Annotated in this window: 25 protein-coding genes; 18 read left to right on the top strand and 7 right to left on the bottom strand. The window is 55.6% G+C overall.

Going from position 1 to position 23,776, the window contains the following annotated elements; translation table 11 throughout:
* Positions 1-58: 58 nt before the first annotated feature.
* Positions 59-1,600 (top strand): NHL repeat-containing protein, encoded by a 1,542-nt coding sequence (locus ACTRW9_RS01085; protein WP_442427972.1) that lies wholly within the window; start codon positions 59-61, stop codon positions 1,598-1,600.
* Between the two features lie 90 nt (positions 1,601-1,690).
* On the opposite strand, the gene ACTRW9_RS01080 is transcribed toward ACTRW9_RS01085, so the two are convergent.
* The 3 genes from ACTRW9_RS01080 to ACTRW9_RS01070 all read right to left on the bottom strand — a co-directional run bounded on the left by ACTRW9_RS01080 (position 1,691) and on the right by ACTRW9_RS01070 (position 6,165).
* Positions 1,691-3,076: a hypothetical protein gene (locus ACTRW9_RS01080; protein WP_442427971.1), complete on the bottom strand. Its 1,386-nt coding sequence runs from the start codon at positions 3,074-3,076 to the stop codon at positions 1,691-1,693.
* 23 nt (positions 3,077-3,099) lie between these two features.
* On the bottom strand, positions 3,100-4,206 hold the full coding sequence (locus tag ACTRW9_RS01075; RefSeq protein WP_442426546.1) for a tetratricopeptide repeat protein: 1,107 nt from the start codon (positions 4,204-4,206) through the stop codon (positions 3,100-3,102).
* A 147-nt stretch (positions 4,207-4,353) separates the two neighbouring features.
* Entirely contained in the window at positions 4,354-6,165 is a 1,812-nt protein-coding gene (locus tag ACTRW9_RS01070) for a B12-binding domain-containing radical SAM protein (protein ID WP_442427970.1), read from the bottom strand.
* Positions 6,166-6,467: 302 nt separating this feature from the next.
* On the opposite strand from ACTRW9_RS01070, the gene ACTRW9_RS01065 reads away from it, so the two are divergent.
* From ACTRW9_RS01065 to ACTRW9_RS00990, 16 genes are all read left to right on the top strand, one after another.
* Positions 6,468-7,082, top strand: a complete 615-nt coding sequence (locus tag ACTRW9_RS01065; protein ID WP_442427969.1) for a hypothetical protein — start codon at positions 6,468-6,470, stop codon at positions 7,080-7,082.
* 230 nt (positions 7,083-7,312) lie between these two features.
* Complete coding sequence (locus tag ACTRW9_RS01060) at positions 7,313-8,335, top strand: NHL repeat-containing protein (protein WP_442426543.1); 1,023 nt, start codon at positions 7,313-7,315, stop codon at positions 8,333-8,335.
* A complete protein-coding gene (locus tag ACTRW9_RS01055) occupies positions 8,328-8,960 on the top strand; it encodes a DUF1566 domain-containing protein (protein ID WP_442427968.1) in 633 nt (210 codons plus the stop codon). The genes ACTRW9_RS01060 and ACTRW9_RS01055 overlap by 8 nt, the downstream gene beginning before the upstream one ends.
* Positions 8,961-9,052: 92 nt before the next feature.
* A complete protein-coding gene (locus ACTRW9_RS01050; protein ID WP_442427967.1) occupies positions 9,053-9,874 on the top strand; it encodes a tetratricopeptide repeat protein in 822 nt (273 codons plus the stop codon).
* Positions 9,875-9,934: 60 nt separating this feature from the next.
* Positions 9,935-10,330 (top strand): hypothetical protein, encoded by a 396-nt coding sequence (locus ACTRW9_RS01045; protein WP_442426540.1) that lies wholly within the window; start codon positions 9,935-9,937, stop codon positions 10,328-10,330.
* A gap of 299 nt (positions 10,331-10,629) precedes the next feature.
* Entirely contained in the window at positions 10,630-11,109 is a 480-nt protein-coding gene (locus ACTRW9_RS01040; protein ID WP_442427966.1) for a hypothetical protein, read from the top strand.
* Between the two features lie 124 nt (positions 11,110-11,233).
* Positions 11,234-11,731 (top strand): DUF1566 domain-containing protein, encoded by a 498-nt coding sequence (locus ACTRW9_RS01035; RefSeq protein WP_442427965.1) that lies wholly within the window; start codon positions 11,234-11,236, stop codon positions 11,729-11,731.
* A gap of 201 nt (positions 11,732-11,932) precedes the next feature.
* On the top strand, positions 11,933-12,373 hold the full coding sequence (locus ACTRW9_RS01030; RefSeq protein ID WP_442426537.1) for a DUF1566 domain-containing protein: 441 nt from the start codon (positions 11,933-11,935) through the stop codon (positions 12,371-12,373).
* Between the two features lie 54 nt (positions 12,374-12,427).
* On the top strand, positions 12,428-13,066 hold the full coding sequence (locus ACTRW9_RS01025; RefSeq protein WP_442427964.1) for a DUF1566 domain-containing protein: 639 nt from the start codon (positions 12,428-12,430) through the stop codon (positions 13,064-13,066).
* Between the two features lie 39 nt (positions 13,067-13,105).
* Positions 13,106-13,324 carry a UXX-star selenoprotein family 1 gene (gene uxx1, locus ACTRW9_RS01020; protein ID WP_005008622.1) on the top strand — a complete coding sequence of 73 codons (219 nt, stop codon included), beginning with the start codon at positions 13,106-13,108 and terminating at the stop codon, positions 13,322-13,324.
* A gap of 17 nt (positions 13,325-13,341) precedes the next feature.
* Positions 13,342-13,902 carry a DUF1566 domain-containing protein gene (locus ACTRW9_RS01015; protein ID WP_442426535.1) on the top strand — a complete coding sequence of 187 codons (561 nt, stop codon included), beginning with the start codon at positions 13,342-13,344 and terminating at the stop codon, positions 13,900-13,902.
* 14 nt (positions 13,903-13,916) lie between these two features.
* Positions 13,917-14,804, top strand: a complete 888-nt coding sequence (locus ACTRW9_RS01010; protein WP_442426534.1) for a DUF1566 domain-containing protein — start codon at positions 13,917-13,919, stop codon at positions 14,802-14,804.
* Positions 14,805-14,807: 3 nt separating this feature from the next.
* Positions 14,808-15,275 carry a DUF1566 domain-containing protein gene (locus ACTRW9_RS01005; RefSeq protein WP_442426533.1) on the top strand — a complete coding sequence of 156 codons (468 nt, stop codon included), beginning with the start codon at positions 14,808-14,810 and terminating at the stop codon, positions 15,273-15,275.
* A gap of 51 nt (positions 15,276-15,326) precedes the next feature.
* Positions 15,327-15,761: a DUF1566 domain-containing protein gene (locus tag ACTRW9_RS01000; RefSeq protein ID WP_442426532.1), complete on the top strand. Its 435-nt coding sequence runs from the start codon at positions 15,327-15,329 to the stop codon at positions 15,759-15,761.
* A gap of 157 nt (positions 15,762-15,918) precedes the next feature.
* Positions 15,919-16,614 carry a YecA family protein gene (locus ACTRW9_RS00995; protein WP_442426531.1) on the top strand — a complete coding sequence of 232 codons (696 nt, stop codon included), beginning with the start codon at positions 15,919-15,921 and terminating at the stop codon, positions 16,612-16,614.
* A gap of 109 nt (positions 16,615-16,723) precedes the next feature.
* Positions 16,724-17,323 carry a peptidylprolyl isomerase gene (locus ACTRW9_RS00990; RefSeq protein WP_442427963.1) on the top strand — a complete coding sequence of 200 codons (600 nt, stop codon included), beginning with the start codon at positions 16,724-16,726 and terminating at the stop codon, positions 17,321-17,323.
* Positions 17,324-17,402: 79 nt separating this feature from the next.
* On the opposite strand, the gene serA is transcribed toward ACTRW9_RS00990, so the two are convergent.
* The 4 genes from serA to ACTRW9_RS00970 form a co-directional block, all read right to left on the bottom strand.
* Positions 17,403-18,983 (bottom strand): phosphoglycerate dehydrogenase, encoded by a 1,581-nt coding sequence (gene serA / locus ACTRW9_RS00985; RefSeq protein WP_442426529.1) that lies wholly within the window; start codon positions 18,981-18,983, stop codon positions 17,403-17,405.
* 91 nt (positions 18,984-19,074) lie between these two features.
* A complete protein-coding gene (locus ACTRW9_RS00980; RefSeq protein WP_442426528.1) occupies positions 19,075-20,226 on the bottom strand; it encodes a pyridoxal-phosphate-dependent aminotransferase family protein in 1,152 nt (383 codons plus the stop codon).
* Positions 20,227-20,271: 45 nt separating this feature from the next.
* Positions 20,272-20,727, bottom strand: a complete 456-nt coding sequence (locus ACTRW9_RS00975) for an RDD family protein (protein WP_442427962.1) — start codon at positions 20,725-20,727, stop codon at positions 20,272-20,274.
* A 275-nt stretch (positions 20,728-21,002) separates the two neighbouring features.
* Entirely contained in the window at positions 21,003-22,124 is a 1,122-nt protein-coding gene (locus ACTRW9_RS00970; protein ID WP_442427961.1) for a hypothetical protein, read from the bottom strand.
* 442 nt (positions 22,125-22,566) lie between these two features.
* On the opposite strand from ACTRW9_RS00970, the gene ACTRW9_RS00965 reads away from it, so the two are divergent.
* Positions 22,567-23,727, top strand: coding sequence for a deoxyguanosinetriphosphate triphosphohydrolase (locus ACTRW9_RS00965; RefSeq protein WP_442426525.1), 1,161 nt, complete (start codon positions 22,567-22,569; stop codon positions 23,725-23,727).
* Positions 23,728-23,776: the final 49 nt, after the last annotated feature.

Raw genomic sequence — 23,776 nt, 5'->3', positions numbered from 1 at the left:
AGGGCAATCCGGCGCCGGGGATCCTACGGAGATCGTTTGAATTTTGGGAGGTGGTTCCATGTCTGACGACCAGACCAGAAAAGAGGAAGAAGCCCGGGAGAAAGAAGAATCTCTGGAGGTGGCGGAATCCGATGTCGATGAGATTGAAGAAGAGGAAATCGATGAAGACGTCCTGACCGAAGACGAACTGGACGAGGTGGATGAGGTCGAGGAGGTCGATACAGGCCAGAAGGAAGTCGGCGCGATCATGGTCCTGGGCCAGAGCGGGTTTGAAGAAGGTCAATCCAACCGGGGCGCGGACGACCCCAGCGACAACACCCTGTCCGAACCGCAATTCGTCATGAAGTTTGGCGAGATGCTTTTCGTGGCGGACCGTGGCAATCATCGCGTGCTGGGCTGGAACACGTTTCCGGAAGAAAACGGCGAGCCTGCCAGCTTCGTGCTGGGGCAGGAAGACTTTTCCGACTGCCTTGAAAACCGCGGTATCACCACCACCCTGGACGAAATGACCTCCGGGCTGGGCGATGAAAGCCTGGACGGATTCACCATCAGCAAACCGGAAGAAGATACGCTGTCCCAGCCTGCGGGCATGGAAGTGATCGACGGCAAGCTGTACGTTGCCGACAGCGGCAACCATCGCGTCCTGCGCTGGAATGGGCTGCCCTCGGATGATGGTGAGGCGCCGGGCCTGGTGCTGGGGCAGGACAACCTGGAATGCGGAGAGGCCAACCGGCGCGGTCTGGTCGGTTCCGGTTCGTTGTTTTTTCCGTTCGGGGTGCGTTCGGGCGACGATCAGCATGTGTTCGTGGCCGACAAGGACAACCACCGCGTCCTTATCTGGAAAAAGATTCCCTTCAACAACGGCTGGAACGCGGATATCTGCCTCGGCCAGTCGGATATGGACGAACGCGAACCCAATCGAGGCGATTTCGATAACGTCACCCCGGATTCGATGAGCTTCCCCACCGGCGTGTTTTACCACGCGGAAACGGGAATGATTTTTGTTGTGGACCAGGGCAACAACCGTGTCCTGATCTGGAACAAAATGCCGTCGCACAATGGCGTTCCGGCAGACTTGGTGCTGGGGCAGCCGAATTTTTACAGCCGCGATGTGAACGCGGGGCAGGGCGGTTACCGCTGTGACGCGGTGGGCATGTATTTCCCCACCGACGTGGTGTACGGACGAAAAGGCCTGTTCGTCTCCGATTCCGGCAATAACCGTGTGCTGGGCTGGAAGGAACTGCCCACGGAAAACGGCCAGCCTGCCGACTTTGTTATCGGGCAGAAATCGTTTTACGAAAACAAGTTCAACCGGAACAGTGATCCCTCGCACTGCACCCTGAACGATCCCTACGGCCTGTTCCTGGAAGAGGATCCCGAGGACGAGGACGATTCGGGCCGCCTTTACATCTGCGATCGCGGCAATGCGCGGGTGGTGATCTGGGAAGAGTTGCCGATTCCCGAAGTGGAAATTCCCGAAGAGGACGAGGACCAATTGCACGCCGAGGTCGAGGACCCGGAACTGCTCATGGGTGAGGACGAGGACTTCTTCGAGGAAGACGAAATGCCGCCGGAAGAACTGGAAGAAGAGACGGCATAACGGTATCGTTCCAGACACGCAATCCAAAAACCCCCTTGCCCGTCCGGGCGAGGGGGTTTTTTCGTTGAGCGGGATACGGGTGCGGCGGTCTCAGCGCAGGGTCAGGCGGCAGAACTGAATGGGTGCATCGTTCAGGGAAAAACTCCGCTGAATGTCTTTTTCCCGGTAGCCCAGTTTGCGCAGGGGTTTTTCCACGGCGCGCACCTCGCTTTCCGTCACGTACGCTACCGTATCCGGCACGCCACGCGCACTCAGGTTTTTCACCAGTTGGGCGATGAGCTTGCGCTGTTTCTTGGGCGTACCGGGAAGCGTCGGGTAATCCATCTTGCTGGTATGAGGGCTGCGGTAGTGCGTGTTGAGCGCCTGAAGGGTCTCCAGCATCAGCACATCCACGTCCCAGGGAGCCATCTCCGCCACTTTCGGATGGTTCTGCACCAGTTCCAGCAGACTGATCAGCGGTTCTTCCAGGCTGCGGCTCACGTATGCATGCTGCGGTTCCAGTTCGATGTGCGAAAAGCCCGCGGCCTGGCCGACCTCGGCGAGCAGGGGGAAGTTGACCATCGACGTGTACTGCCCGCCGTAAAGCTTGAAGTACGGCCGCCCGACCCGGTTGAGATGCGCTGTGGACAGCATGCCGTAATCGAACCCGGTGTAGCCCGCCGAATGCTGGGGATGCAGAAGCCGGCGCGCTTTCTCCAGCGTGCCGAACGCACCCACGTTGACGGGAGTCGGGATGTCGTCGTCGATGGCTTTCATGTGTTTGTCGACCACTTCACCGAACGGCCAGTCGCTGACGTCCGTGCGCTGGAAGGCACGTTCCCAGACGATCTGGTCGAGAAACGGCGGATGGGATTTCAGCGCGTCGAGGTCCGCGTTCTGGAATTGCTGGACGAAGGCGTCGAAGTCGCCTTCGATGACAGCGGGGTCGATCAACGGTTGCAGGTATTCCTCGAACAGCGTGCCCTGGCTTTTGACCAGAACGCGCGTGGCGAGGTCGTCCCAGATTTCATTCGACAGCACCCAGGTGAGCGAGCCCGGTTCCGCGCCCTCCGGATCGCGCGCGTCGATGAGCGCGGTGGCATAGCGCCCTGCATGCGCCTGCAAATCCGGGTTGGCCTCGACCCCGTTTAAAATTTCCTGTGAATAGTCACAGAGTGTGTACGAAAGTCGCGGGTACACGCGGCCTTCCGGGTCGATGTCCTTCAACCGGTCGAGCAGGCGGGCCGCGAGGTTGCCGTTGCCGACGCCCCATTCCTGCACGAGCAGAGGCACCTCTGTGGGAAGGGTTTTGCAGTGTTTAAAGAAATGGTCGGCCAGGGCGTAGGCCAGACGATGATCCCGGCTGACGTAGGTCTGGAAATGGTGGTGGATTCCGGGACCTTTGGTCCCGTAGAAGATATGGTTGACGTGCACCTGCCACACATCGGCGGGCTGGAAATCGCCGAGTGAGGCCAGCTCGGAATGGCCGGAATTCATCCTCAGTCAGACCCGGTGAAAGGCTATTGTTTTTCCGCGGCGGTTTTCCCTGTGGTGGCCACACCACCGGGAATACCGGACATTTCGGTGCCACCGGAGCCCTGCGGCCGGATGAGTTCCTGGTACTTGTCGTGCGCTTTCGTGGCCTCTTCGTGACGGCCGATTTCCTTGAAGCACTGGTAAAGGTTGAGCCATGCGGTGGCGTCGCCTTCGTTCAGGCTGACGGCTGTCTTGAATTCCTTGATGGCGCTTTCGACACGGTTGACCGAAGCATAGAGGCTTCCCAGGTTGGTGTGCGGCAGGGAAAACTCCGGGTCCAGCTCCATCGCTGTTTTGAACGCATCGATGGCTTCATCCACCATGTTTTTGGCGGAGAAGGCGCTGCCAAGGTTGCACCAGGCCTGCGGATCTTTTTCATCGAGATCCACGACACACTGGTGGGTGGTGAGCGATTCGTCGAAGTCGCCGTTGGCAAAGTACGCATTGCCCAGCGCCGCGCGCAGCTCCTTGTTTTCCGGGTCGAACATCAATACCTTTTTGAGCGTACGGATTTCGTTCAGGTGGTCCTTCAGCATGTTCAAACCCGCAGCCAGGTTGGCGTAGGAGGTGGTATCCGTCGGGTCCAGCTCGATGCAACGCTGGAAAGCGCGTACCGCGTTTTCGAAATAGTCCTTCAACATGTAGGCGCCGCCCAGATTGAAGAACACTTCCGGATCGTCGGGTTCCAGCTCCGCGGCGCGGTTCAATTCGCGGATGGCTTCATCTTCCTGCTCGGACAGGGCGTAGGCGGTACCCAGTACCTTGTAGGCCCGGCCGAACTTCGGGTCCTTGTTGATGACCGCCCTCAGTTCCTTGATCGCTTCTTCGTAGTTGCCGCCGTCGATGAACAGTGTGGCCAGCTCCGTCTTTTTTTCGAGGTTGTCCGGGTCGTTGCGCAGTTCCTTCTTGATTTGCCGGGTTTTCTTCATGATGGCGGTTTCCAGCTTGATCTGCTCCGGATCGCGCACCCCCAGCTCTTCAAAAATCTCCGGGTGGATTTTCATGGTCATCCAGTTGGACTCTTTTTTGTCCTGCTGGCGCTTGCGAAACTCTTCAACATCAAAGTCTTCGTTGACATCTATGTCTGCCATGAATGGAACCTCTATGCGAACGGTTGCTGTTGACCCCACCGCCATAGGCGGCACTGCCTGAAAGCTGATTTAATTGAATTTTAGGTTATCTGGCGTGGGGGTGTCAAACCCTAAACCCGGGGGGCGGGCGTGGAAGGCGTTGTGGAGTCAGGCCTCCACTGCTTCTGTCAGGGCCTCGTCCTGCGCCATGCGCAGGATTTCCTCGCGGCCGAAACGGTCGAGATAAAGCAGAAAGTGCTCGCGCGAGAGGTATTTCCAGATTTTGCGGGATGGGAAGCAATCATCGAGGACGGCGTCAAACTGTTCGTACACGTCCATGACCTCGTCACGGGTCATGCCTTTCTGGATCTCGAAGTCGAAGACGATCGCCATGTCGCGTTCCGGGTCCTGGACAATGCGGTCGATGGAGAACTTCTTCGGGTTGTGGAAGATGGCGGAATCTTTTTCCAGCGAAAAGGTGGACTGGCCGACGGAATGAACGATCCCGCTGCCGCGCTCGCTGTTTTCCACGGTGAAGCGGATGGTCTCCTCCGCTTCTTCCAGTTCTTCCGTGGGAAAGCCGAAGAACAGGTAGAGGTGGTTCCAGATACCCGCGCGGGCGCTGTTGGTGAGAACGCGGTGCTCGGTTTTCTGGTCGCATCCCTTGTCGATGATCGACAACACGCGGTCGTTGGCGCTCTCGAGACCATAGAACAGCATGATGAACCCCGCCCGGCAGATTTCCCGGAACAGGTCTTCGGTTTCCACCGTGTCCGCCTCGAACTTCAGCATGCCGAGAGCGCGCATGTCCACGTTGTTTTTGAGGATGGCGGCGGCCATGCGCTTGAAGGCGTTGGGCGAGATGGCTTCGTCCGAGAACGTGAAGTATTTCGTGTTGTGCCGTTTTCCGAGGTAGTCGATGTCCTCGGCCACGCGGGCTTCGTTTTCCTTGCGGTAAAAAGAATCATAGATGTGGCTGTGGGTGCAGAACGTGCACTTGCCCCAGTAACAGCCGCGGCTGGCCATGTAGGGCAGGACGGGATACGGCATCAGGTATTTATCCAGCGGCATGTCGTCGAAATCCGGGCGCGCCAGCTGGTCGTAGGGCAACGACTCCGCTTTGGGATTGTGAACCACTTTGCCGTCCTGCAGGTGGATCAGGTTCGGCACTTCGCTGAGCGATCCTCCGGATTGCAATTGCTCCAGCAGGCGGCGGAGCGGGAGTTCCCCTTCAAACAGAATGATGCTGTGAAAAAACTCATCGAACAGGATCTGCTTGTCGTCGAGGATGTCGATGTGCCGGGTGAACACGCTTCCGCCGATGACGATGTGCAGGTGCGGGTGTTGTTTTCGCAGCAAACGGGCCAGACTGAGCCCGGCGATCACCTGCCCGACGTGGATGATGGAAATGCCCACCACGCCGTATTCGTTCCAGTCCACCCTCGGCATAAGGTGGTCTTCGAACAGCCGCAGGTAGGGGTTGGCTACAGGGTCGGCGGTGGCCCCCACGATGCCTTTCAGGTTTTCTTCCGGGTTGCCCGGCATGAAGAACGATTCCAGGTCCACCTGGCTCGGAAAGTGCGCGAACGAGATCAGTTTCATCGCGATCTTCAGCGTGGTGTAGGCCCGCTTGTACACCGGGAACTGGAAGAACAATTCCTCCGTTCGCAGGACCTCTTTCGCTTCTTCCACGCCGGAGTAAATCGATTCCAGGTAATCCGGATCGGACAGGATGTCACGGTACACGTTTTTGACCTGGTTTTCTTCCGGCGTGTAGGCCGGCCGGGACAGGCGCTCGCGGATGATTTCGACGCACTCTTCCAGGTACGGACGTGACAGGAAAGTTTCGTACCCCTCGATATTGAAGTCGTACTGGTCCACTTCGTGGCCGTGCGACTTCAGATACCCGGCGAGCGTGGGCAATGCCAGGTAGGGCTGACTCGGAAACCACTGCGGTGGGAATATGAGGGCCGTCTTCATATAAATTCCTAATTCCATTAGGATAGTTACGATCATCATAGAGAACCGAAGAACCTGCTGTCAATGCGGGATGAGCATTTTCAGTCAACTGGCTGAAGAGCATGAAACGGGAGGTTGGGGAAGGCGGGTAATGCGGATACAAGTGCCCATTTGACCGGGTTTTTAGGAGAGGCAATTGTCTTGACACCCTTTTTCCTATGTATATATAATGCGTAAAACCCAGAAAGGCCGTAAACTTTTATATTTTTGATGGTTACGACCATTTCCCGATTTGAACCGTTTGTTTTGAAGGAGATCAGGTTTTGAGCGAACACGATACCCAAACCAATCCTGAAGATACCGAGGCCCCGGAAGATGGTCAGGAGATGAGCCAACGGACAGACGACCCCATGTCCGATCTTTCGGAACTTGAAAAGATAAAAAAAGAACTCGAGGCGGAAAAGGCAAAGGCTGCCAAGGAGCTGGAAGAAGGCGAGGAGGAGGACGAGGATTTACGCGAGGTCGATTACCTGCAGAAGGTCATCGATCTGGCCGTGAAGTTCGACCACCACGTCGGCGTGTTCCTCATGGCGGGATACATTGATTGCGGCCTGAAATACAATCACCAGTTGGCCGACAGTTACATGAAACACCTGGCGACGATTCAAGGCTTCCTGCGTCTTCTGGAAAAAGTGGACGGCGTCACCCGCGAAATGGTGACCAAGGATTGCATCGTACGCATGCGCAATGTCATTCAGGAGATCCACAAGCACCTGGTCAAGCCGGTTTACAAGGAAGTGTCCCTGATGAAAAAGAAGCCGAACATGGAAAACCTGGACAACTTCCAGCGCGAATGGAACGAACGGTTGAACGAACTCCAGAATGCCTGCGATTTCGAGTACCAGATTCTGGACGTCAAAAAGTTTATGGTGAACTGACACCGGTCTGGCCGGTTCCGGCTGACCGGTACGCCGAACGGGTTTTTTCTTGCCGGGGTGCGTCCCGCCCCAGAGTCCGAATGCCTGATGGAAGCCCACCCGATGTGGGCGTCCGCTCTTGCCCGGTCCTCCAAAGGAATCCACACCCAGTTGTCCCGCAGCCGACCCCCGACCGAATTGAAATCACGATACTGTCACCGTTTAGAACGCTGACTGATTGAGGATGTGGCATGGCACAAGACAATGAAGCGGTAGAAGAAGTCGAGACCGAGGAGGTCGTCGGCGAATCGACCGCCATCGAGGTTCAGGATCCCGCGACGCTTCCGGAGGAGAGGCCGAAATGGGCGGACGTCGATCACACACAGTTGTACGTGTGGGTGGCGGATGCGGGCAACGACCGCATCCAGAAGTTTGACGGCAACGGCAGGTTCCTGTTCGAATTTGGAAAGCCCGCCGGCACCCGTCCTCCCTACCGGCCGGGGTTGTTCAAAGGGCCGTTTGGCGTGGCGGTGGACAAGGAAGGCAACATCTGGGTGGCGGACACGGGGTGCCACCGCATCCAGAAATTCGATCCCGACGGCGATTTCATTCTGGAGTTCGGCGGTGAGGGTTACGGACAGAGCAAGTTTTACTGGCCGGAGGCGATCTGTGTCGAGCCCATGGGCACGGTCCTGGTGGCGGACACGCACAACCACTGCCTGAAACGATATGATGAAGACGGGGAGTTCCTGCTCGGGTTCGGTTTCGCCGGCAACTTCGACGGGTTCATGAAATTCCCCACCGGCCTCGCCACCGACGCCGAGGGAAATATCTACGTCGCCGACCGCGACAACCAGCGTGTTCAGATTTTCAACGAAGAGGGCCAGTTCCTCACCAAGTTTGGCGAGTATGGGTTCGAGGAAGGGCGGTTCAACTTTCCCTCCGACCTCACCGTGCGCACCGACGGCACCCTGCTGGTTGCGGAAAAGAGCCAGAACCGGCTGCAGCAGTTTGACCGCGATGGCAATTTCATCGCCTCCTTTTGTGAATACGGGAAACGCGACGGGCAGTTCAACTGCCCCATGGCCATCGCCGAGGACCCATACGGATTCGTCTTCGTGGTGGATACGTTGAACAACCGCATTCAGAAATTCGACCCGGAAATGAATTTCGTCAGCAAGTGGGGCACCATCGGGCGCGAGGAAAAGCAGTTTCAGAATCCCAGCGGCATCTGGCTTTCCTGGGAGCCCGATTGGGAGCCGAAAGATGAGTGAGTGGCGGGTGCGTACCGTGGGTGGGGTGGGGCCGTGGGTGGTGACCACCCTCCTGTTTCTCCTTCCCGCCATGGCATGGGCCGTAGATGAAAAACCGCAGGCGTCCGACCCGGAGTTTGGGGGCCAGATCCTCACCCTCACGGAGCCGCCCAAGGCGGAATTCAAAACCGACGACCCGCGGTTCCGGGACAATCAAAACGGCACCGTGACCGACATTCAGGAAAAACTCGTGTGGGAGCAGATGGATTCCTACCAGTCGCTCAAAAAGTGGCTGAACTGGAACGACGCCCAGCACTACATCCGCAAGATGAACGAAACCGAATTCGGCGGGGCGTCCAACTGGCGCCTTCCCACCCGGGAGGAACTGAAAAGCCTTTATGATGAGTCGAAGTCGGTTTCGTGGAATTATTACTGGACGAAAAACGAAGTGCACATCGACCCCATTTTCGGCAACAGCAACTGCTGTTACTGGTCTGTGGAAGAGGTGAGCGAGGAAATGGCGTGGGGGTTCAATTTCATCCGCGGCAAAGCCTACCCCAGCATGAAGGGCGGCATCCAGAAATCCCTCACCGTCATCCGCGCAGTCCGCGACCTCAAGGAAAACGAAAAAGTCAGCTTGAAGTGATTCCCTCAAGGCCTTTTTTTGGCGGAATCGAATTTAGGCGGGTACGAGTCTGCTAAAATAAATCTGGGTTTATTTTGGAAGGATAACGGGGTATGAATTCCGAAGAAGAAAAGAATCCGGACGAATTGGAAGAAGAGGGCGCCCAGGGCGGGGATGTGCCGGAGGGGGAGGATGACCTGAGCAGTAACTTCCGGGTGCGGGAAGATGACCCTTACGAACGCGCTCAGAAAGAGGGCGGTGAAGAAGCAGAGTTCGATCTGGAATCGCAGATCGAGGAGTTTCGTGCCCAGATTGAGGAAGAGCCCGACAACTGCATCCACCACTACAATCTGGCTGAAGCTCTGGAGGAACTGGGTCAGCACAAGGAGGCGCGCGAGGAATACGAACTGGCGCTGGAACTGGACAAGGAAAATGACTTTCACTCGATCATCCATTTCGGCCTGGCCAACATGCAGTTTCAGATGTTGTTGTCCGGAATCCAGTCGGTGGTGGTGAAAAGCTCCATCGGCCTGCACTCGGCGCACAAGGCCGGCGACTCCATCACCCAGGTGAACGACGACGACTATAAGGACCCCATCTACAATTTTGAAAAGGCCATGGAGTTTCTGCCGCATTTGAAAGCGGATGAAGACCTGGTGGATTACATTGCGAAAGAAGCCCCCTCCCAGCTGGCCAATCTGTATTACAAGTGGGCGTCCGACCTGATCGACAAAAGCCGGCAGATCGATCTGTACGGTGAGGAAATTCAGGACGTGGAAAAAGCCCTCAAGCTTTTGAAAAAATCGATGGATATCGATCCCAATCATGCCCAGGCCAAGATGATGATCACCTACGCCAAGAAGATGCTGGCCGAGGGATGGAAGACCTATGATGAATACGGGTTCGAGGCCAAGACCATCGAAGGCCGGGGGTGACGGGACCGGGCCCTCGTTATTGCGCCTGACTTTAAAAGTGAATGGAGAGAAAAGGAATCAATGGCAGACATTCGACGGTTGATCAAGGATGGGTTGAGCAAGGACGGGCAGATACTGAACCTGAAAGCGAAATTCATCCGTGAAGTGGGAGCGAAGGAGCTCGCCAAATGCGAAGAGTTGTCGGGGGTGCGGGCCATGGACCTGTCGCAGAACGATATCGGTGACGAAGGGGTGAAAGCCATCGCGGAGTCGCCTATATTCTCGAATCTCAGAAGCATCAATTTGAAGTCCAACCGCATCGGTGACGAAGGAGCCCGGGCGCTGGCCAATTCGACCACGCTCATCAACCTGCGGAGTCTGCAGCTGGTTGTCAACGACATCAGTGAGGAAGGGGAGCGGGCCCTCATGAATTCGGTGCATCTGGTGAACCTGACCACCCTCCGGTTCCGGGTGTGAACCGGGTGACCCGGGGCGCAGTCGGGAGTTCGTTAAATTATCGAATTTAAAGGGATTTCTTGGGTTCTGACGGCGTAGAAGATAAAAGCTTGACTTAGTTTGAGGGTTCTGATATTTTTGCCACATCCTGAAGTAGCCTTAGTCTGCGCAAGACAAGGCTTTAGGAAGAATCTCCCTCTACCAGAGGGACGCCCGTAAGGGCTGATGTGAAACCGAATTTTCAAGTCGAAACGGCTTTGTCAGTTTAATAGTTTTATCCACATCACCTTCATTGAAAGGGGGAGCAAATGGTAAGAAAAATGGTTGCCATCGCGGCTACGGTTCTGGCTTTCGTTGCCGTCTCCACCATGGCGAGTGCCAACGAAACCGTTCTGCAAAAAGGCGAGAGCTCTGTTTGTGAAAACGCTTCCTGGATTGTTTACAATACCAGCGAAACGCAAGAGACCACTCTCGAGTTCGACATTGGTCCCCACGCTTATGCATGGGAAAAAGTATTTACGGTAGAAATCGCGCCGGGCGGATATGAAACCAACGCCATCGCATCGCGCAGCACTTTCACCAACAAGGGCCCGGGCTCTGTTATGGTGAACTGTCAGCGCCAGCGCTTTGATCGGCATGACTGGAAAATCGATGCCGGCGCCGGTAAAACCTATCAGACTGACTACCATCTGGACCATGTCCGCCCGATGACTTACATCGAGCCGGGTCTGGGTATGCCGCAGGGTACGGAACGCGGTATCACGGGTGTTACCGGTCACAAATCCGAAGCATATCGTTAAGCTATACAGTTGTCTGGAAAAGCCGGAAGGTTTCGACCTTCCGGCTTTTTCTGTTTTCTCCTTCCCGCACCAGGCCGGGAGTCACCCCCTTGTGATCAATCCCCCTTTGTCAGGAGTGTGATGCATGGTTGAAGGACGTTTCGTGGACAATGGCGATGGTACCGTCACCGACACGCATTCCAGATTGATGTGGATGCAAAAGGATTCCTATCTGGAATTCAAAGACAATATCACCTACGCCAAAGCCAAAAAATACCTCAAAAGGAGAAACGAAGAGGCTTTCGCGGGCCATTCCGACTGGCGCCTGCCGAGCAAGGACGAAGCTCACAGTCTGTATTTGAGGGAAAAGGAGGCCTCCATTCTGGACCGGTATGAGATGCAGATCTACATCGACCCGGTATTCACCGAAGGATGCGGCTTCAATACCTGGACCTCAAATACGATGGGAAGCATCAACGCCTATGTGTTCTCCTTTGCCAGTGGCACCGGGGGGCATACCGACGTGGACGACATCCTTCATACCAGTGTCCGACTGGTTCGTGGGACCATGGACCCGGAGTTCAAAAAGAAACTGGGGAAAATCCCACCCCGAAAAGGACTCTACACTTCCGAGCAACGCTGAAGTCCAAAAAGGCCGAAAACCTTTATATATACTGGATTTATGCTGGGGCGATTGATATTGAAAAATAGCGGTTACAGTGATATTTTAAGCGTATATTCGATTTAAATTTCTGAAATTAAACGTCTAGCAACCCCTCGCCCCGGAAAATGGGCCTGGAGACTTTGAATTCAAAGGGGGTGGCTTTTGAAAGTTGGCTCGATTATGTCGGATTGGAAGGAACAGTTTAAGGAAAACAACGACAACACGATTTCTCAATTGGATGAAGACTTGGTCTGGGCGAAGAAAGACTCCCGCCAGGAACTGGGCAAATGGCTCAACTGGGACGAAGCGGTTGCCTACCGGGATGCCTGCAACGAGCAGAATTACCTGGGCTACAACGATTGGCGGATCCCGACCAAAAGCGAGTTGCGCAATCTGCTCAAGCAAACGGATGCCTATTGGGAGCTCTTCATGAATTTGCCCTCCAAGAAAAAAAGAAATGTGTCCAATTACCAGGCGGGAGGAGAATGGAGCTTCTGGACCTCGGACACGCGTTACGATACCTATGCATGGAAATGTTATTTCCCCTCCTGTAAGGAGGTGTGTGTGGACCAGCAGGTGTCCACCACAGGGACCTCGGTACGCCTGGTCCGTGATGAATGAAAAGATTAGATATTGAACCGGGGTTCTGCCAAGCCCGCTGGGAGGAAATGAGCTGTGTCTGACGAAGATATGAAAAAACAAATCGAGGAAGACGAAGACACTGAAAACCTTTCCGACGATTTCCTTGAGGATCTCCAGGACGAAGACTTCGACGTCGATTGGATTGGCGAAGAAGACTGGGATGAAATTGAGAGCGAGGAAGATGACGAGGAAATTCCGCTCGGTCCCCAGTTTGTGGACAACGGAGACGAGACCGTCAGTGATGCCCACAACAATCTCATGTGGAAGAAAAGCGATTCTTTCGCGGAATACGGTTACGGGATCAACTGGTTTGAAGCCAACGACTACATTGAAGAATTGAACGAGAAAAAATTCGCCGGCTTCGATGACTGGCGTCTCTGCAGTTTTGAGGAGGCCAAGCGAATGTTTTCCTTCACCGTTTCCAATTCCGACAAAGACGGTGCGGAAATCCATATTGACCCTCTGTTTGCACAAGGGGGTGGCCACAACACATGGACCTACGAGGAAAAACCGGATTACCAGCAGTACGCCATGAACTTCAGCTACGTGACCGGAAATGAAAAATGGGAACGCAAGGACAATGAATATTGCCACGTGCGTGCGGTTCGCGATGAAGTCAAGGAGGAGTGGGAGCCCACCTGGCGAAAGGATACCAAGAAATTCGATGGCTGAGGTTGGGGAGCGACCGGCCATCCTGATTCAGGTGCTTTGATGAGCAGTCATTACATGATTTTCGGCAAGGACGATTGTCCTTATACCCAGAAGGCCCGGACGGATTTCAAGAAACAATGCAAGCCGTTCATTTATGTCAATGTGGACAACAATCCGCACGGCCTGGAAAAGATGCTTGAGTATTCGGAAGGGCAGTACATCGTTCCGGTGATAGTGGATGTGGATAAAGGCGACGTGGTCATCGGGTACACCGATTGATTCATACAGGAGACGACATGGCAGAAGAGGAAGCGAGCAAAAAAGCGGAAGACGAAGAGGAATTGAAGCCCGCTCTCCGTGAAGACGGCGAGGAACAGCTCGAGGTTTCTGAGGACGAGGGCCCCAAACGGTTTGTGTCCATAGGGCCGCATGTGGTGCAGGATACGGTGACGGGCCTCTATTGGATGAAAAAAGATTCCTGGCAGGACCGTGGCAAGTATTACAACTGGCATGAAAGCCGGGAGTACGCGGACCTCAAGAACATCCGCAAGATCGGAGGGTTCACCGACTGGCGCCTTCCCACCATGGACGAGGTGGCCACTCTGTACGACCCCGAACTCTCCAATACCGCCAAAGGGGGAGCCACCATCCACATCGATCCCGTGTTTCCGGAGGGGTCTTTCAAACTCCACTGGACCACGTCGGACACGTCCACGCGCCGCCCGCGCTTTGATTACACGGAAGGCAAGATTTTCCAAGTGGATGAATATGCGTTCGGTGCGGTGCGGCTGGTTCGCAAGGAACCGATCAATCGGGGCGACAGCCGTCGTGCCCGGCCCAACAACCCGAGGCGTTAACCGGGAGCTAGCCGATGGCCGAAACCAAAACCAAATTGAGATTCGTGGACAACGGCGACGGCACTGTCACCGACACCCGCAAAAACCGCATGTGGATCAAGGACGATTCCTGGGTTGAAAAAGGACACCTCATTTCCTGGTGGCAGAGCCAGGAATTCCTGAAAGAAAAAAACGAACAGAAATTCGCAGGCTACAATGACTGGCGCATTCCCAACGGCCACGAAGCGAAAGAGTTGTTTGACCCGGAGCTCAGCAACACGGATATGGAAGGGTGCGAAGTGCACATCGACCCGGTCTTCACCTCAGGCTGTGGTTACACCACCTGGACAGCGGAAACGCGCGGGGCCAAAGCGGCAATGGGCTACGACTTCCGGGCCGATTATGAGTACTGGCTGGCAAAGGAAAACATCGGGTTTCCCAGTGCGGTCCGGCTGGTGCGTCTGGTTGGGGATCCCAATCAGATGTCGGACGAGGACCGTTTTGTGGACAACGGCAACGGCACCGTCACCGATCTGGAAATGAAAGTCATCTGGAAAAAGGACGACTCGTATCTGGACCTGGACAAATGGGTCAGCTGGGACGAGGCCAAGACCTTCGTTCTGGAATTGAACAAGGATGAGTTTGCCGGCCATACCCACTGGCGCCTGCCCACACGAAAGGAAGCCCAAAGCATACACAGGCCGAATAACCCGGTCACGGACACCTACGGCGATATCATCTACATTCCATCCGTTTTTTCTCCCGGGGCGGGCCAGACCACTTGGACCAAGACCCTGCACAAAACGGATCCTTCGGTGGCCATCCGTTTCAATTATTTCAGCGGGGACTACAAGTTCCATAAAAAAGGATTGCGCAGTCACGGTGTCCGCCCGGTCTGTGACCTGATAGAGGAAGACCAGTAAAGCATGAGCGAAGCATCCGCCGTCCCCCAGAACACGCAGGACAATTCTCGATTCGTCGAAAACGACGAGGATACCATCATTGACATGAAACGCAGGTTGATCTGGTGCCGCCAGGACAGTTGGCAGTTGACGGACAAGTGGTTGAGCTGGGTGCAGGCAAGGGATTACGCCCAGGAGTTGAACAGGAAGGCTCACGGGGGGTACAAAGACTGGCGCATGCCGACTACCGACGAGGTCCGCAGCCTGTTCGACAAGTCGCAGGAAAACACGGACCACATGGGGCAAAAAGCGTTTCTGGTAAAATTGTTTCCCTCGGGCTTCGGTTTTTTGTGCTGGACCAAGGAAACACGGACTAAAACCCAGGCCGTGCGATTCAATTTCCGCAAGGGCGGCATCACGTTTGACGATGTGTACCGCACTTCCCGCGGCGCTACGCGTTATTGCAGGGACATCCCCAAATCCGAACTGTGACGGCGAGTGAAATTGTGAACCCTGTTTTGGGCAAGGAGAAGCAGTATAAAAATGGGCAAGCGCTTTAAGGACAACGGTGACGGCACCGTCACCGATACCGAAACGAATCTGATGTGGAAACAAACCGATGCCTTTCAGGACGAAAGCCAGTTTCACGACTGGTTTCAGGCGGAAACCTACATCCGGAAACTCAACGACGGCAAGTTTGCAGGCTTTCGCGACTGGCGCATGCCGACCCATCAGGAAGCGGAAAGTATTTTCACCGAAGACACCTCCATTCGCGACCGGGATCGGTTTGAATTGTTCATCGATCCCGCGTTTTCTCCGGGGGGTGCCTACTCCACGTGGACTTCCACGCTCAAGCCGCACAACGGTGCGGTGATTTTCTATTACCGGTACGGCCACGCCAACGTCAACAATCGGGACGATCCCTGCAAGGATTCCGTTCGCGCCGTACGAAATATTACCGATAACGATAAGAAGTGACAGGAGGCGTACCATCGAAGCGTACAACGTCATCAATTATCAGGAAAGCACGAATGCGGTTCTCACTTTCCGGTTTGAAGCGGAGGACTTCCGGAACCTGTACGTTCTGGAAGACTACTACTGCACCAACCCGTTCTGCGATTGCAACCACGTTACCGTGGGTCTGAACGACAAGGAAAACGACGCCAACCGGTTTTCCTTCATCGTGCATTTCAATAAAACCACGGCGCTGTTGCCCAATCATCCCGCTCTCACGGAAAAACAGAAAAAAATTCTGGAGGAATTCAAAGGAGAGCTGACGGATGAGATGATCCTTCATTTCAAACAGCGTTACATGGAAGCAAAGGCGTACGGGGAAAAGAACCCCATGTCCTATCTGGTGTTCGAACCCGGGCAGTATGTCAATTACATGGAGCTGTTTCCGCGATCCAGCAAACTTCTGGATTTTTCATACAAGGATCAGAAACATTTCGCCGAAGACTCGTATGAACTCGATCCGAGGAACGATAACAAAAGCGTCCGTTTGACGTTTTTCAAGTTCGAGGAGGGCCAGCAGGACAAGGTGCCTCCGCTCTTCAATTACACGTATTATTTCAATGAGACCCTGCGTGAGGAAGAAGACGGAAAGCTGGACCCCAAGAATGCCGCTCTGTTGCTGGGGTTTCATCAGTTCATTCCCAATCTCCACGAAATCCTGAAGGAACGCTACAAGGAAGCGAAAAAGATCGGTGAGGAACTGTTGAAAACGACGCCGGACGTGAACCTTCAGAGTCACAAGCCCCAGCGGAACGACCTGTGCCCGTGCGGGTCCGGCAAGAAATACAAAAAATGTTGTGCTCTCAAGGTGAATTGAGATAATGAAGGGAGTTTCCCCGTTTTTCACCTAACTGGACGGGAAACCCTGCGCAGGGCCCAAGGGCCGGCGCTGTGACTGCATAAACCACATCCAAGGGTGATACGATATGAGTGCCAAGGAAAAGAAGGTCAAAAAGGTTCAGGCGCGGCATATCCTGGTGGCCACAAAGGAAGAGGCCGAGGATCTGAAAAAACGAATCGACGAGGGTGAGGAATTTGTCAAGCTTGCGGAGCAGCACAGCCAGTGCCCGTCCAAAAAACGTGGCGGCGACCTGGGCTGGTTTGGCAAGGGCGCCATGGTCCGCCCCTTCGAGGTGGCCGCGTTCAGCGCGGAAGAAGGCGACATTGTCGGCCCCGTCAAAACCGAGTTCGGCTGGCATTTGATTTATGTGTACGAGATCAAGGACGACGTCAACCCGGACGACGGTCCTCCCACCGGCGACGAAGACGCGGACGACAAAACTCTGCGCCTGGTGGCGGAAAACTATGCGCACGAGTTCATGATGCTGGGCTACTCCAGCAAGAAAGTGCTCAGCCTGTTCACCAGCCCGCATTTCAAGTCCGCCAACGCGGTGTACAACATTCTGGGCGAGGAAGAAATCCTGAAGGTGATCGCCAACGTGTACGGACAGAAATACGAACCACCGGAGAAGAAAGAGGCAGCGCCTTCCGGTGAGGACAATACCGACGGAGAAAAAAAGGAATAAGTCGCCCCACGATTCAGGAATAAAAAAAACCCGAATCCGGAAAGCCGGATTCGGGTTTTTGTTTTTGCGGAAGGGTTTGCTAGATGATCACTGAATACACTTCCAGCACGTTGGAGGTTTCCCGCAATTCACGCAGGGCCTCGCTGGTCGGCGGACTGTCAATGTTGATCACGGAGACCGCATTGCTGCCCTCGCCGATGCGGCCGAGGTGGAACCCGGCGATGTTGATGTTGTGCTTGCCGAGCGCGTTGCCCAGATTGCCGATGACCCCTGGAACGTCTTTGTTGCTCAGGATCAACATGTGCTTGGAAATCACCGCCTCGAAATAGTAATCGTCGATCTTGACGATGCGCGGATCGCCCTTGCCGAAAATACTTCCCGTGATTTCGCGTGTGCCTTCCTTGGTGGTGACGTGCACCTGGATCGTGCTGGTGTAGTCCTTGATCTCGTTGGTTTTCATTTCCTGCACTTCGATGTTCCGCTCTTTCGCCAGGAAAGGGGCGTTGACCATGTTGATGCCGTCGATCGCACGTTCCAGCAGGCCTTTCAGCACCGAGATGGTGATCGGTTTGACGTCCGTTTCCGCGACCTCGCCGTTGTACTGGACCTTGACCTGCGTGACGGGGCCTGCAGCCAGCTGCGACGCGATCTTGCCCAGGTCCTCGCCCAGTTCCAGAAACGGTTTGATCTTGCGGAGAGTCTCTTCATCGATGGAAGGCATATTGACCGCATTGCGGATGCTTCCGTATTTCAGGTAGTCGATGATCTGGTCGCAGATGGCGATGGCGACCTTGTCCTGCGCCTCTTCGGTCGAAGCCCCCAGGTGCGGCGTGCAGATGATTTCGTTCACCTCCAAAAGGGGGCTGTCCGCCGGCAGGGGTTCCTGGGAGTACACATCAAGCGCCGCCTGCGCCACCTTGCCGTCCTTGATGGCCTGCACCAGCGCGGCCTCGTCGATCAACCCGCCGCGCGCGCAGTTGATGATGCGGAGGCCCGGTTTGACGATGTCGAACTCTTCCTTGCCCAGCAGGTACTTGCCGTCGATCTTCGGGGTGTGCAGGCTGAGGAAGTCCGCGCGTTGCAGAAGCTCCTTGAGCTCCACCAGCTCGACTCCGATTTTCTCCGCATGTTCCTTGTTTACGAACGGATCGTAGGCGATGACCTTCATGGCAAAGCCCTTGGCGCGTTCCGCCACCACGGAGCCGATGCGGCCCATACCGACGATGCCCAGCGTTTTGCCATACAGCTCGACGCCCATGAACGTTTTGGGCGACCATTTCTTTTCCTGCTTGAGCGAATTGGCCGCCTGCGGAATATTGCGGGACATGCTCATCATCAGAGCCATGGCGTGCTCGGCGGTGGTGATCATGTTGCCGTCCGGCGCGTTCATGACGATGATGCCTTTTTTGCCTGCGGCGTCCAGGTCGATGTTGTCGACGCCGACCCCGGCGCGGCCGATGACCCGCAGGTTGCTTGCGGCTTCAATAACGTCCGCGGTCACCTTGGTGGCGCTCCGCACCACCAGGCCGTCGTAGTTCGGGATGATTTTGATCAGCTCTTCCTTGGACAGTCCCGTATTGACATCCACTTCAAAGCCGTCTTCTTTTTTTAGAATATCAACCCCCAGTGAAGAGAGGTTGTCACTGACAAGAATTTTCATAATTCAAACTCCGAGGAAAACCGGTGTTTCCAGAGAAGGATTCAGATCAAGAGCCGGTACCGGGCCGCAGCGCGGCCCGGCACTCGATTGGTTATTTACAGTAGGCTTCCAGCAGGATTTCCTGTGCGGCGGCCACGCCTTTGCCCATCTGCACGTTGGCGCCGAATTTTTTGAGCGCCATCTCGAGGGCGGAAATCGCCACGACAGTGTCGAAAGTGTCGACGTAACCCAAGTGGGCGATGCGGACGACCTTGCCTTTCCATTTGTCCTGACCCCCGGCGAGGGTGACGCCAAACTCATCGCGCAGGCTTTTCACCAGCTTGCCGCCGTCCACTCCCTCCGGAACGAACATGCCGGTGGCGCTGTCCGCCGGGGAGTCCGGTGCGACCGGCTGCATGCCGAGCGCGCTCACTGCGGCGCGGGTGGCGCGGGCCAGGCGGTTGTGCCGTTTGTGCACGTTCTCCAGGCCTTCCTCCTTAATGTTTTTCAGCACTTCGCGGAGGCCAATGACCAGCGACACTGCAGGAGTGTAGGCAGTGGTCTTGTCGGCAAGGTTCTTGCGTTCTTTGGCCAGATCGAAGTAGAAATGCGGGCACTTGGCTTTCTCCGCCTGCTTCCAGGCTTTTTCACTGAGGGAAACCAGTGCGAGGCCGGGCGGCAACTGGAGGGCCTTCTGCGAACCCGTGATCACCGCGTCGATGCCCCAGTCGTCCATCGGCAGGGGATACACGCCGACGGCGGTGATGCCGTCCACCACCAGCAAAAGGTCGTCGCGCTGGCGCGTGAGTTTGGAAATTTCCTCGATCGGATGGGAGACGGTGGTCGAGGTTTCACTGGCCTGCACCAGCACGCCGCGGATATCCGGATTCTTATCCAGCTCCGCTTTCACGTCCGCCACTTTCACGGCCTGGCCCCATTCCACGTTGATCCAGATGGGCTCCAGCCCGTAGGTCTGGGAAATCTTGCCCCAGCGTTCGCCGAATTTACCGCCATTGACCACCAGCACCTTGTCCCCCGGGGAGAACAGGTTGGTGATACACGCTTCCATGCCACCGGTGCCGGTGGAGGCCAGGATCATGACATCCTGTTTGGTTTGAAACAGGTACTTGGCATCTTCCGCCGCTTCCCCGAAGATTTTGCTGAACTGCGGAGTGCGATGATGGATCATCGGTGCCGCCATTTCCAGATTCACTTTTTCCGGAACTGGGGTCGGTCCGGGTGCGAGCAAATACGTCTTATTCATAATCCTCTTTTCCTGTTATCGATATCCGTTGCAGTTAGGGTTTCATCAAACAATAAAGACCCGCGTTTCCGCAATCTTGTCATGCAGAGCCTGTTGACGCGGGTCCGTCAGGGCCAGCAGAAATCCAAGCCCCAAAGTGACGGTGGACAGCAGGTAGCCGGGAATGGAACGGATTGCCGCCGCCCGCAGGCTTGCGGGCTGCCCGTTTTCCATCCGGACCTGTATCTTCATCAACTTTTTTCCGGGGGTTTGACCGGAAACGCCGGTAAACACCACGAAGTAGGCACAAACCAAAATCATTTGCAGGAAACCACCGACGACCAGCAGCGGTAACGTGTTCCCCTCGTGGACCCGGCCCATTGCCACTTTTATGAGCATCGACCCCATATCCATTCCAGCCTGATTGAGAAAGGTCCGGCTCAGCAATAAACCTAGAATTTCCAAAACGGTGATATCCAGCAGTAATGCGATGTAACGCCGGCGGAAACCGGCTGGCTTCATGGAGGATATCAAAGGATATGGCAAAGAGGGAAAACGCGGTATGGGTCTGGAAAACAGCCTGCCAGTCTCCACCCGGCTCCCGGGTAGAGCGGGTGCTTCCCACAAATTGAATTTGTATCACAATTTATAATGGAAAACGGGCTGAAAATCCAATTTTTTTAGGGCAATGCGGACAAACGGAAAGAAAAGAGGAGGTTGGTCGTTTGGGGAACCATTCCAGCTAGTTGAAGCTTAACTTGAAGGGATGCTGTGAAGGGAATGAAGCAGAGAAAGGGTTACTTGTCGTCGTCGGGGTCAGTATCCAGATCGAGCTCCAAGCCATCGAGGTCGAGATCGTCCAAGCCCAGATCGGAATCCGAAGGGGGGGTGGATTCGGAATCATCGTCCAGATCGACCATCGGTTCAGAGGAAACATCATCCAAATCGAGGTCCAGCCCGATGCCGCTGTCGTCTTCATCGAACGTGGCGGTATCGCCATCGTCATCCAGGCCTTCAACCTGGGGTTCATCGCCGAGGTCGAGGTCCAGCCCGGTGTCCGAGTCCGTGTCCTCTCCCAGATCCAGTTGAACATCCGGTTCGTCGTCACCCAGATCCAGCTGGACATCCGGCTCGTCCCCGCCGAGATCCAGGTCCAGGTCGGTGTCCGTATCCGAGTCGGCCCCCAAGTCGAGATCCAGGTCCAGGTCAGTGTCCGTATCCGAGTCGGCCCCCAAGTCGAGATCCAGGTCCAGGTCAGTGTCCGTATCCGAGTCGTCCCCCAAGTCGAGATCCAACCCGGTGTCTGCCTCCAAATCGTCGCCCAGGTCCAGGTCCAATTCTGTATCGGTGTCCGAATCGTCGTCACCCAAATCCAGATCGGCTGTTTCACCGAGATCGAGATCGTCCGTGTCCAAATCGACCCCGGCATCGTTCTCTTCATCCAGTCCAAAGCCCACGCCCTCGATTTCCGAATCGTCGAATCCTTCCGGATCATCGAGGTCGAAGTTCACATCTGGTTCGGTTGCCGTGTCGAAGTCTTCCATGGGAGGGGGTTCGTATGCCCCGGGCTCGATGGAGTCGGTGGCGTAGTCGGCCGCTCCGGCCATACCCGCACCTGCCATGCCGGCAGCGGCGACTTCTCCGAAGCCGGTGCCTTCTCCTGCATAACCGGCTTCAATGGCTTCGGCCAAATCCAGTTCAAAATCGTCCGGACCGATATCCGTGAACACACCGTCGGCAGAGACGGCCATGGCCTCTTCACCCTCGGTGTACATGGATTCGTCTTCACCCAGATCGGCAGCGCCGTAGTCGTCATATGTGTCAGCGGAACCGACTTCGGCCGGGGCGTACCCCTCGCCCTCGAAAATGGCGAACATTTTCTCCTGGGCCAGTTCCAGATGCGTCTTGGTCTGCCGCACATTGGTTCCGCAACTGGGACAGCGCTTCGATTTGGTGAAGTATGTGTACCCACAATCTGGACAATGCATGAAATTATTATAGCCAATAAAAGAATAACGTCAAGAAAAATAATACATTACAGGAGGGTGGGCGGTTTTGGGGGATTTGCCCGGTTTTGCCCTGGTTCCCGGGCCGGCTGGCTGGACGGGGATAATGCGCATTTTTGGGGGGAGGTGGGAGCCTGGTTTTACTGCTGGAAACGGTGGGAAGACTTATTAAATTGGCTGTCATTGGATTCGGGGGTGTCTTTGACCTGCCAGCGGAATTCCGGGTGGTAATTCTTCTTGTGGTGTGTGGGGGGTGTGAATTGCAAAAGCGAATGAATCCGTTACAATGCCAACGCGGCCGGTTTCGTTGCAAAGACGGAAGAGAGGCCGCCGTTTTATTTTTTGGAAGGCCACCGTGCTCAAGCGACAGGACATTGAAAAACTGGAAGAACAGTATCTCGCTCCCTATGCGGTGAAAAGCGGTGCCAGCCTGGGCCGCCGCATCCGGGAGAAGGAACACGCTTACCGCACGCGCTTTCAGCGCGACCGCGACCGGGTGATCCATTCCTCTGCGTTCCGCAAGCTCGAGTATAAGACGCAGGTGTTCGTCTATCATGAAGGCGACTACTACCGCACACGGCTCACCCACTCTTTGGAAGTGGCACAGATTACGCGCTCCATCTGCAAGTCGCTTCGCCTGAACGAGGACTTGGCCGAGGCCATCGCGCTGGCCCACGACCTGGGGCACCCTCCGTTCGGCCATACGGGTCAGCGCGTGCTCAACCAGTTGATGAAGGACCATGGCGGCTTCGAACACAACCGGCAGAGCCTGCGCATCGTCACTGTCCTGGAAAAGCGCTATCCGGACTTTGAAGGGCTGAACCTGACGTGGGAGGTGCAGGAGGGCATCAGCAAACACAGCCGCGACGGGGACAACCCGATCCTCAAGAACAAGCAGTTCAAGTACCCGACGCTGGAGGGTCAGGTGGCGGATTTCTCGGACGGCATCGCCTACAACGCGCACGATCTGGACGACGGCATCACTTCCAACCTGCTGGACCCCGGCGAACTTGGTAGTGTGGCGCTGTGGAAGGAAAATGAAAAAGTGTTGGACCAGCGATACGCCAACCTCGACCTGGAATTGAAGAAATACCAGATCGTTCGCGCCATCATCAACGACCTGGTGACCGATTTCCGCAAGACCACACTCAGGAACGTGCGCAAGTATGGGATCGAGACGGTGGATGATGTGCGGTCGTGTACGGCACGGGTGGCCGGTTTCAGCAAGGAGTGCAACGAGAAGAATCTGGAGTTGAAACGGTTCCTTTTCAAAAACATGTACCACCACCGCAAGGTGCGGCGCATGGAGTTCAAGGCGGAGTTGTATCTGACCAAACTGTTTGAGGCGTTTTCGCGCTATCCCGAACTGCTGCCGGAACCGGCACACAAAGAGGGGGCGAAGGATTCGATGGAGCGGAGAATCTGTGACAGCATTTCCGGAATGACCGACCGATCTTCCATCGACGAATACAAAAAGCTGTACAGTCCCGATGAGGGATTGGGTACCTTGATTTGAATCGGGTTCCGAAAGCAGAAAGGGCCATCCCTCAGGGATGACCCTTTGC

This window comes from Nitrospina sp. 32_T5, assembly GCF_052156635.1.
Lineage (GTDB): Bacteria > Nitrospinota > Nitrospinia > Nitrospinales > Nitrospinaceae > Nitrospina.
This window is presented reverse-complemented; position numbering and strand designations above follow the sequence as displayed.

Bases quoted from the DNA above. Each gene is read 5' to 3' on its own strand.
- ACTRW9_RS01085 (WP_442427972.1), top strand. From the start codon at position 59: ATGTCTGACGACCAGACCAGAAAAGAGGAAGAAGCCCGGGAGAAAGAA.
- ACTRW9_RS01080 (WP_442427971.1), bottom strand. From the start codon at position 3,076: ATGAATTCCGGCCATTCCGAGCTGGCCTCACTCGGCGATTTCCAGCCC.
- ACTRW9_RS01075 (WP_442426546.1), bottom strand. From the start codon at position 4,206: ATGGCAGACATAGATGTCAACGAAGACTTTGATGTTGAAGAGTTTCGC.
- ACTRW9_RS01070 (WP_442427970.1), bottom strand. From the start codon at position 6,165: ATGAAGACGGCCCTCATATTCCCACCGCAGTGGTTTCCGAGTCAGCCC.
- ACTRW9_RS01060 (WP_442426543.1), top strand. From the start codon at position 7,313: ATGGCACAAGACAATGAAGCGGTAGAAGAAGTCGAGACCGAGGAGGTC.
- ACTRW9_RS01055 (WP_442427968.1), top strand. From the start codon at position 8,328: ATGAGTGAGTGGCGGGTGCGTACCGTGGGTGGGGTGGGGCCGTGGGTG.
- ACTRW9_RS01050 (WP_442427967.1), top strand. From the start codon at position 9,053: ATGAATTCCGAAGAAGAAAAGAATCCGGACGAATTGGAAGAAGAGGGC.
- ACTRW9_RS01045 (WP_442426540.1), top strand. From the start codon at position 9,935: ATGGCAGACATTCGACGGTTGATCAAGGATGGGTTGAGCAAGGACGGG.
- ACTRW9_RS01040 (WP_442427966.1), top strand. From the start codon at position 10,630: ATGGTTGCCATCGCGGCTACGGTTCTGGCTTTCGTTGCCGTCTCCACC.
- ACTRW9_RS01035 (WP_442427965.1), top strand. From the start codon at position 11,234: ATGGTTGAAGGACGTTTCGTGGACAATGGCGATGGTACCGTCACCGAC.
- ACTRW9_RS01030 (WP_442426537.1), top strand. From the start codon at position 11,933: ATGTCGGATTGGAAGGAACAGTTTAAGGAAAACAACGACAACACGATT.
- uxx1 (WP_005008622.1), top strand. From the start codon at position 13,106: ATGAGCAGTCATTACATGATTTTCGGCAAGGACGATTGTCCTTATACC.
- ACTRW9_RS01015 (WP_442426535.1), top strand. From the start codon at position 13,342: ATGGCAGAAGAGGAAGCGAGCAAAAAAGCGGAAGACGAAGAGGAATTG.
- ACTRW9_RS01010 (WP_442426534.1), top strand. From the start codon at position 13,917: ATGGCCGAAACCAAAACCAAATTGAGATTCGTGGACAACGGCGACGGC.
- ACTRW9_RS01005 (WP_442426533.1), top strand. From the start codon at position 14,808: ATGAGCGAAGCATCCGCCGTCCCCCAGAACACGCAGGACAATTCTCGA.
- ACTRW9_RS01000 (WP_442426532.1), top strand. From the start codon at position 15,327: ATGGGCAAGCGCTTTAAGGACAACGGTGACGGCACCGTCACCGATACC.
- ACTRW9_RS00990 (WP_442427963.1), top strand. From the start codon at position 16,724: ATGAGTGCCAAGGAAAAGAAGGTCAAAAAGGTTCAGGCGCGGCATATC.
- serA (WP_442426529.1), bottom strand. From the start codon at position 18,983: ATGAAAATTCTTGTCAGTGACAACCTCTCTTCACTGGGGGTTGATATT.
- ACTRW9_RS00980 (WP_442426528.1), bottom strand. From the start codon at position 20,226: ATGAATAAGACGTATTTGCTCGCACCCGGACCGACCCCAGTTCCGGAA.
- ACTRW9_RS00975 (WP_442427962.1), bottom strand. From the start codon at position 20,727: ATGAAGCCAGCCGGTTTCCGCCGGCGTTACATCGCATTACTGCTGGAT.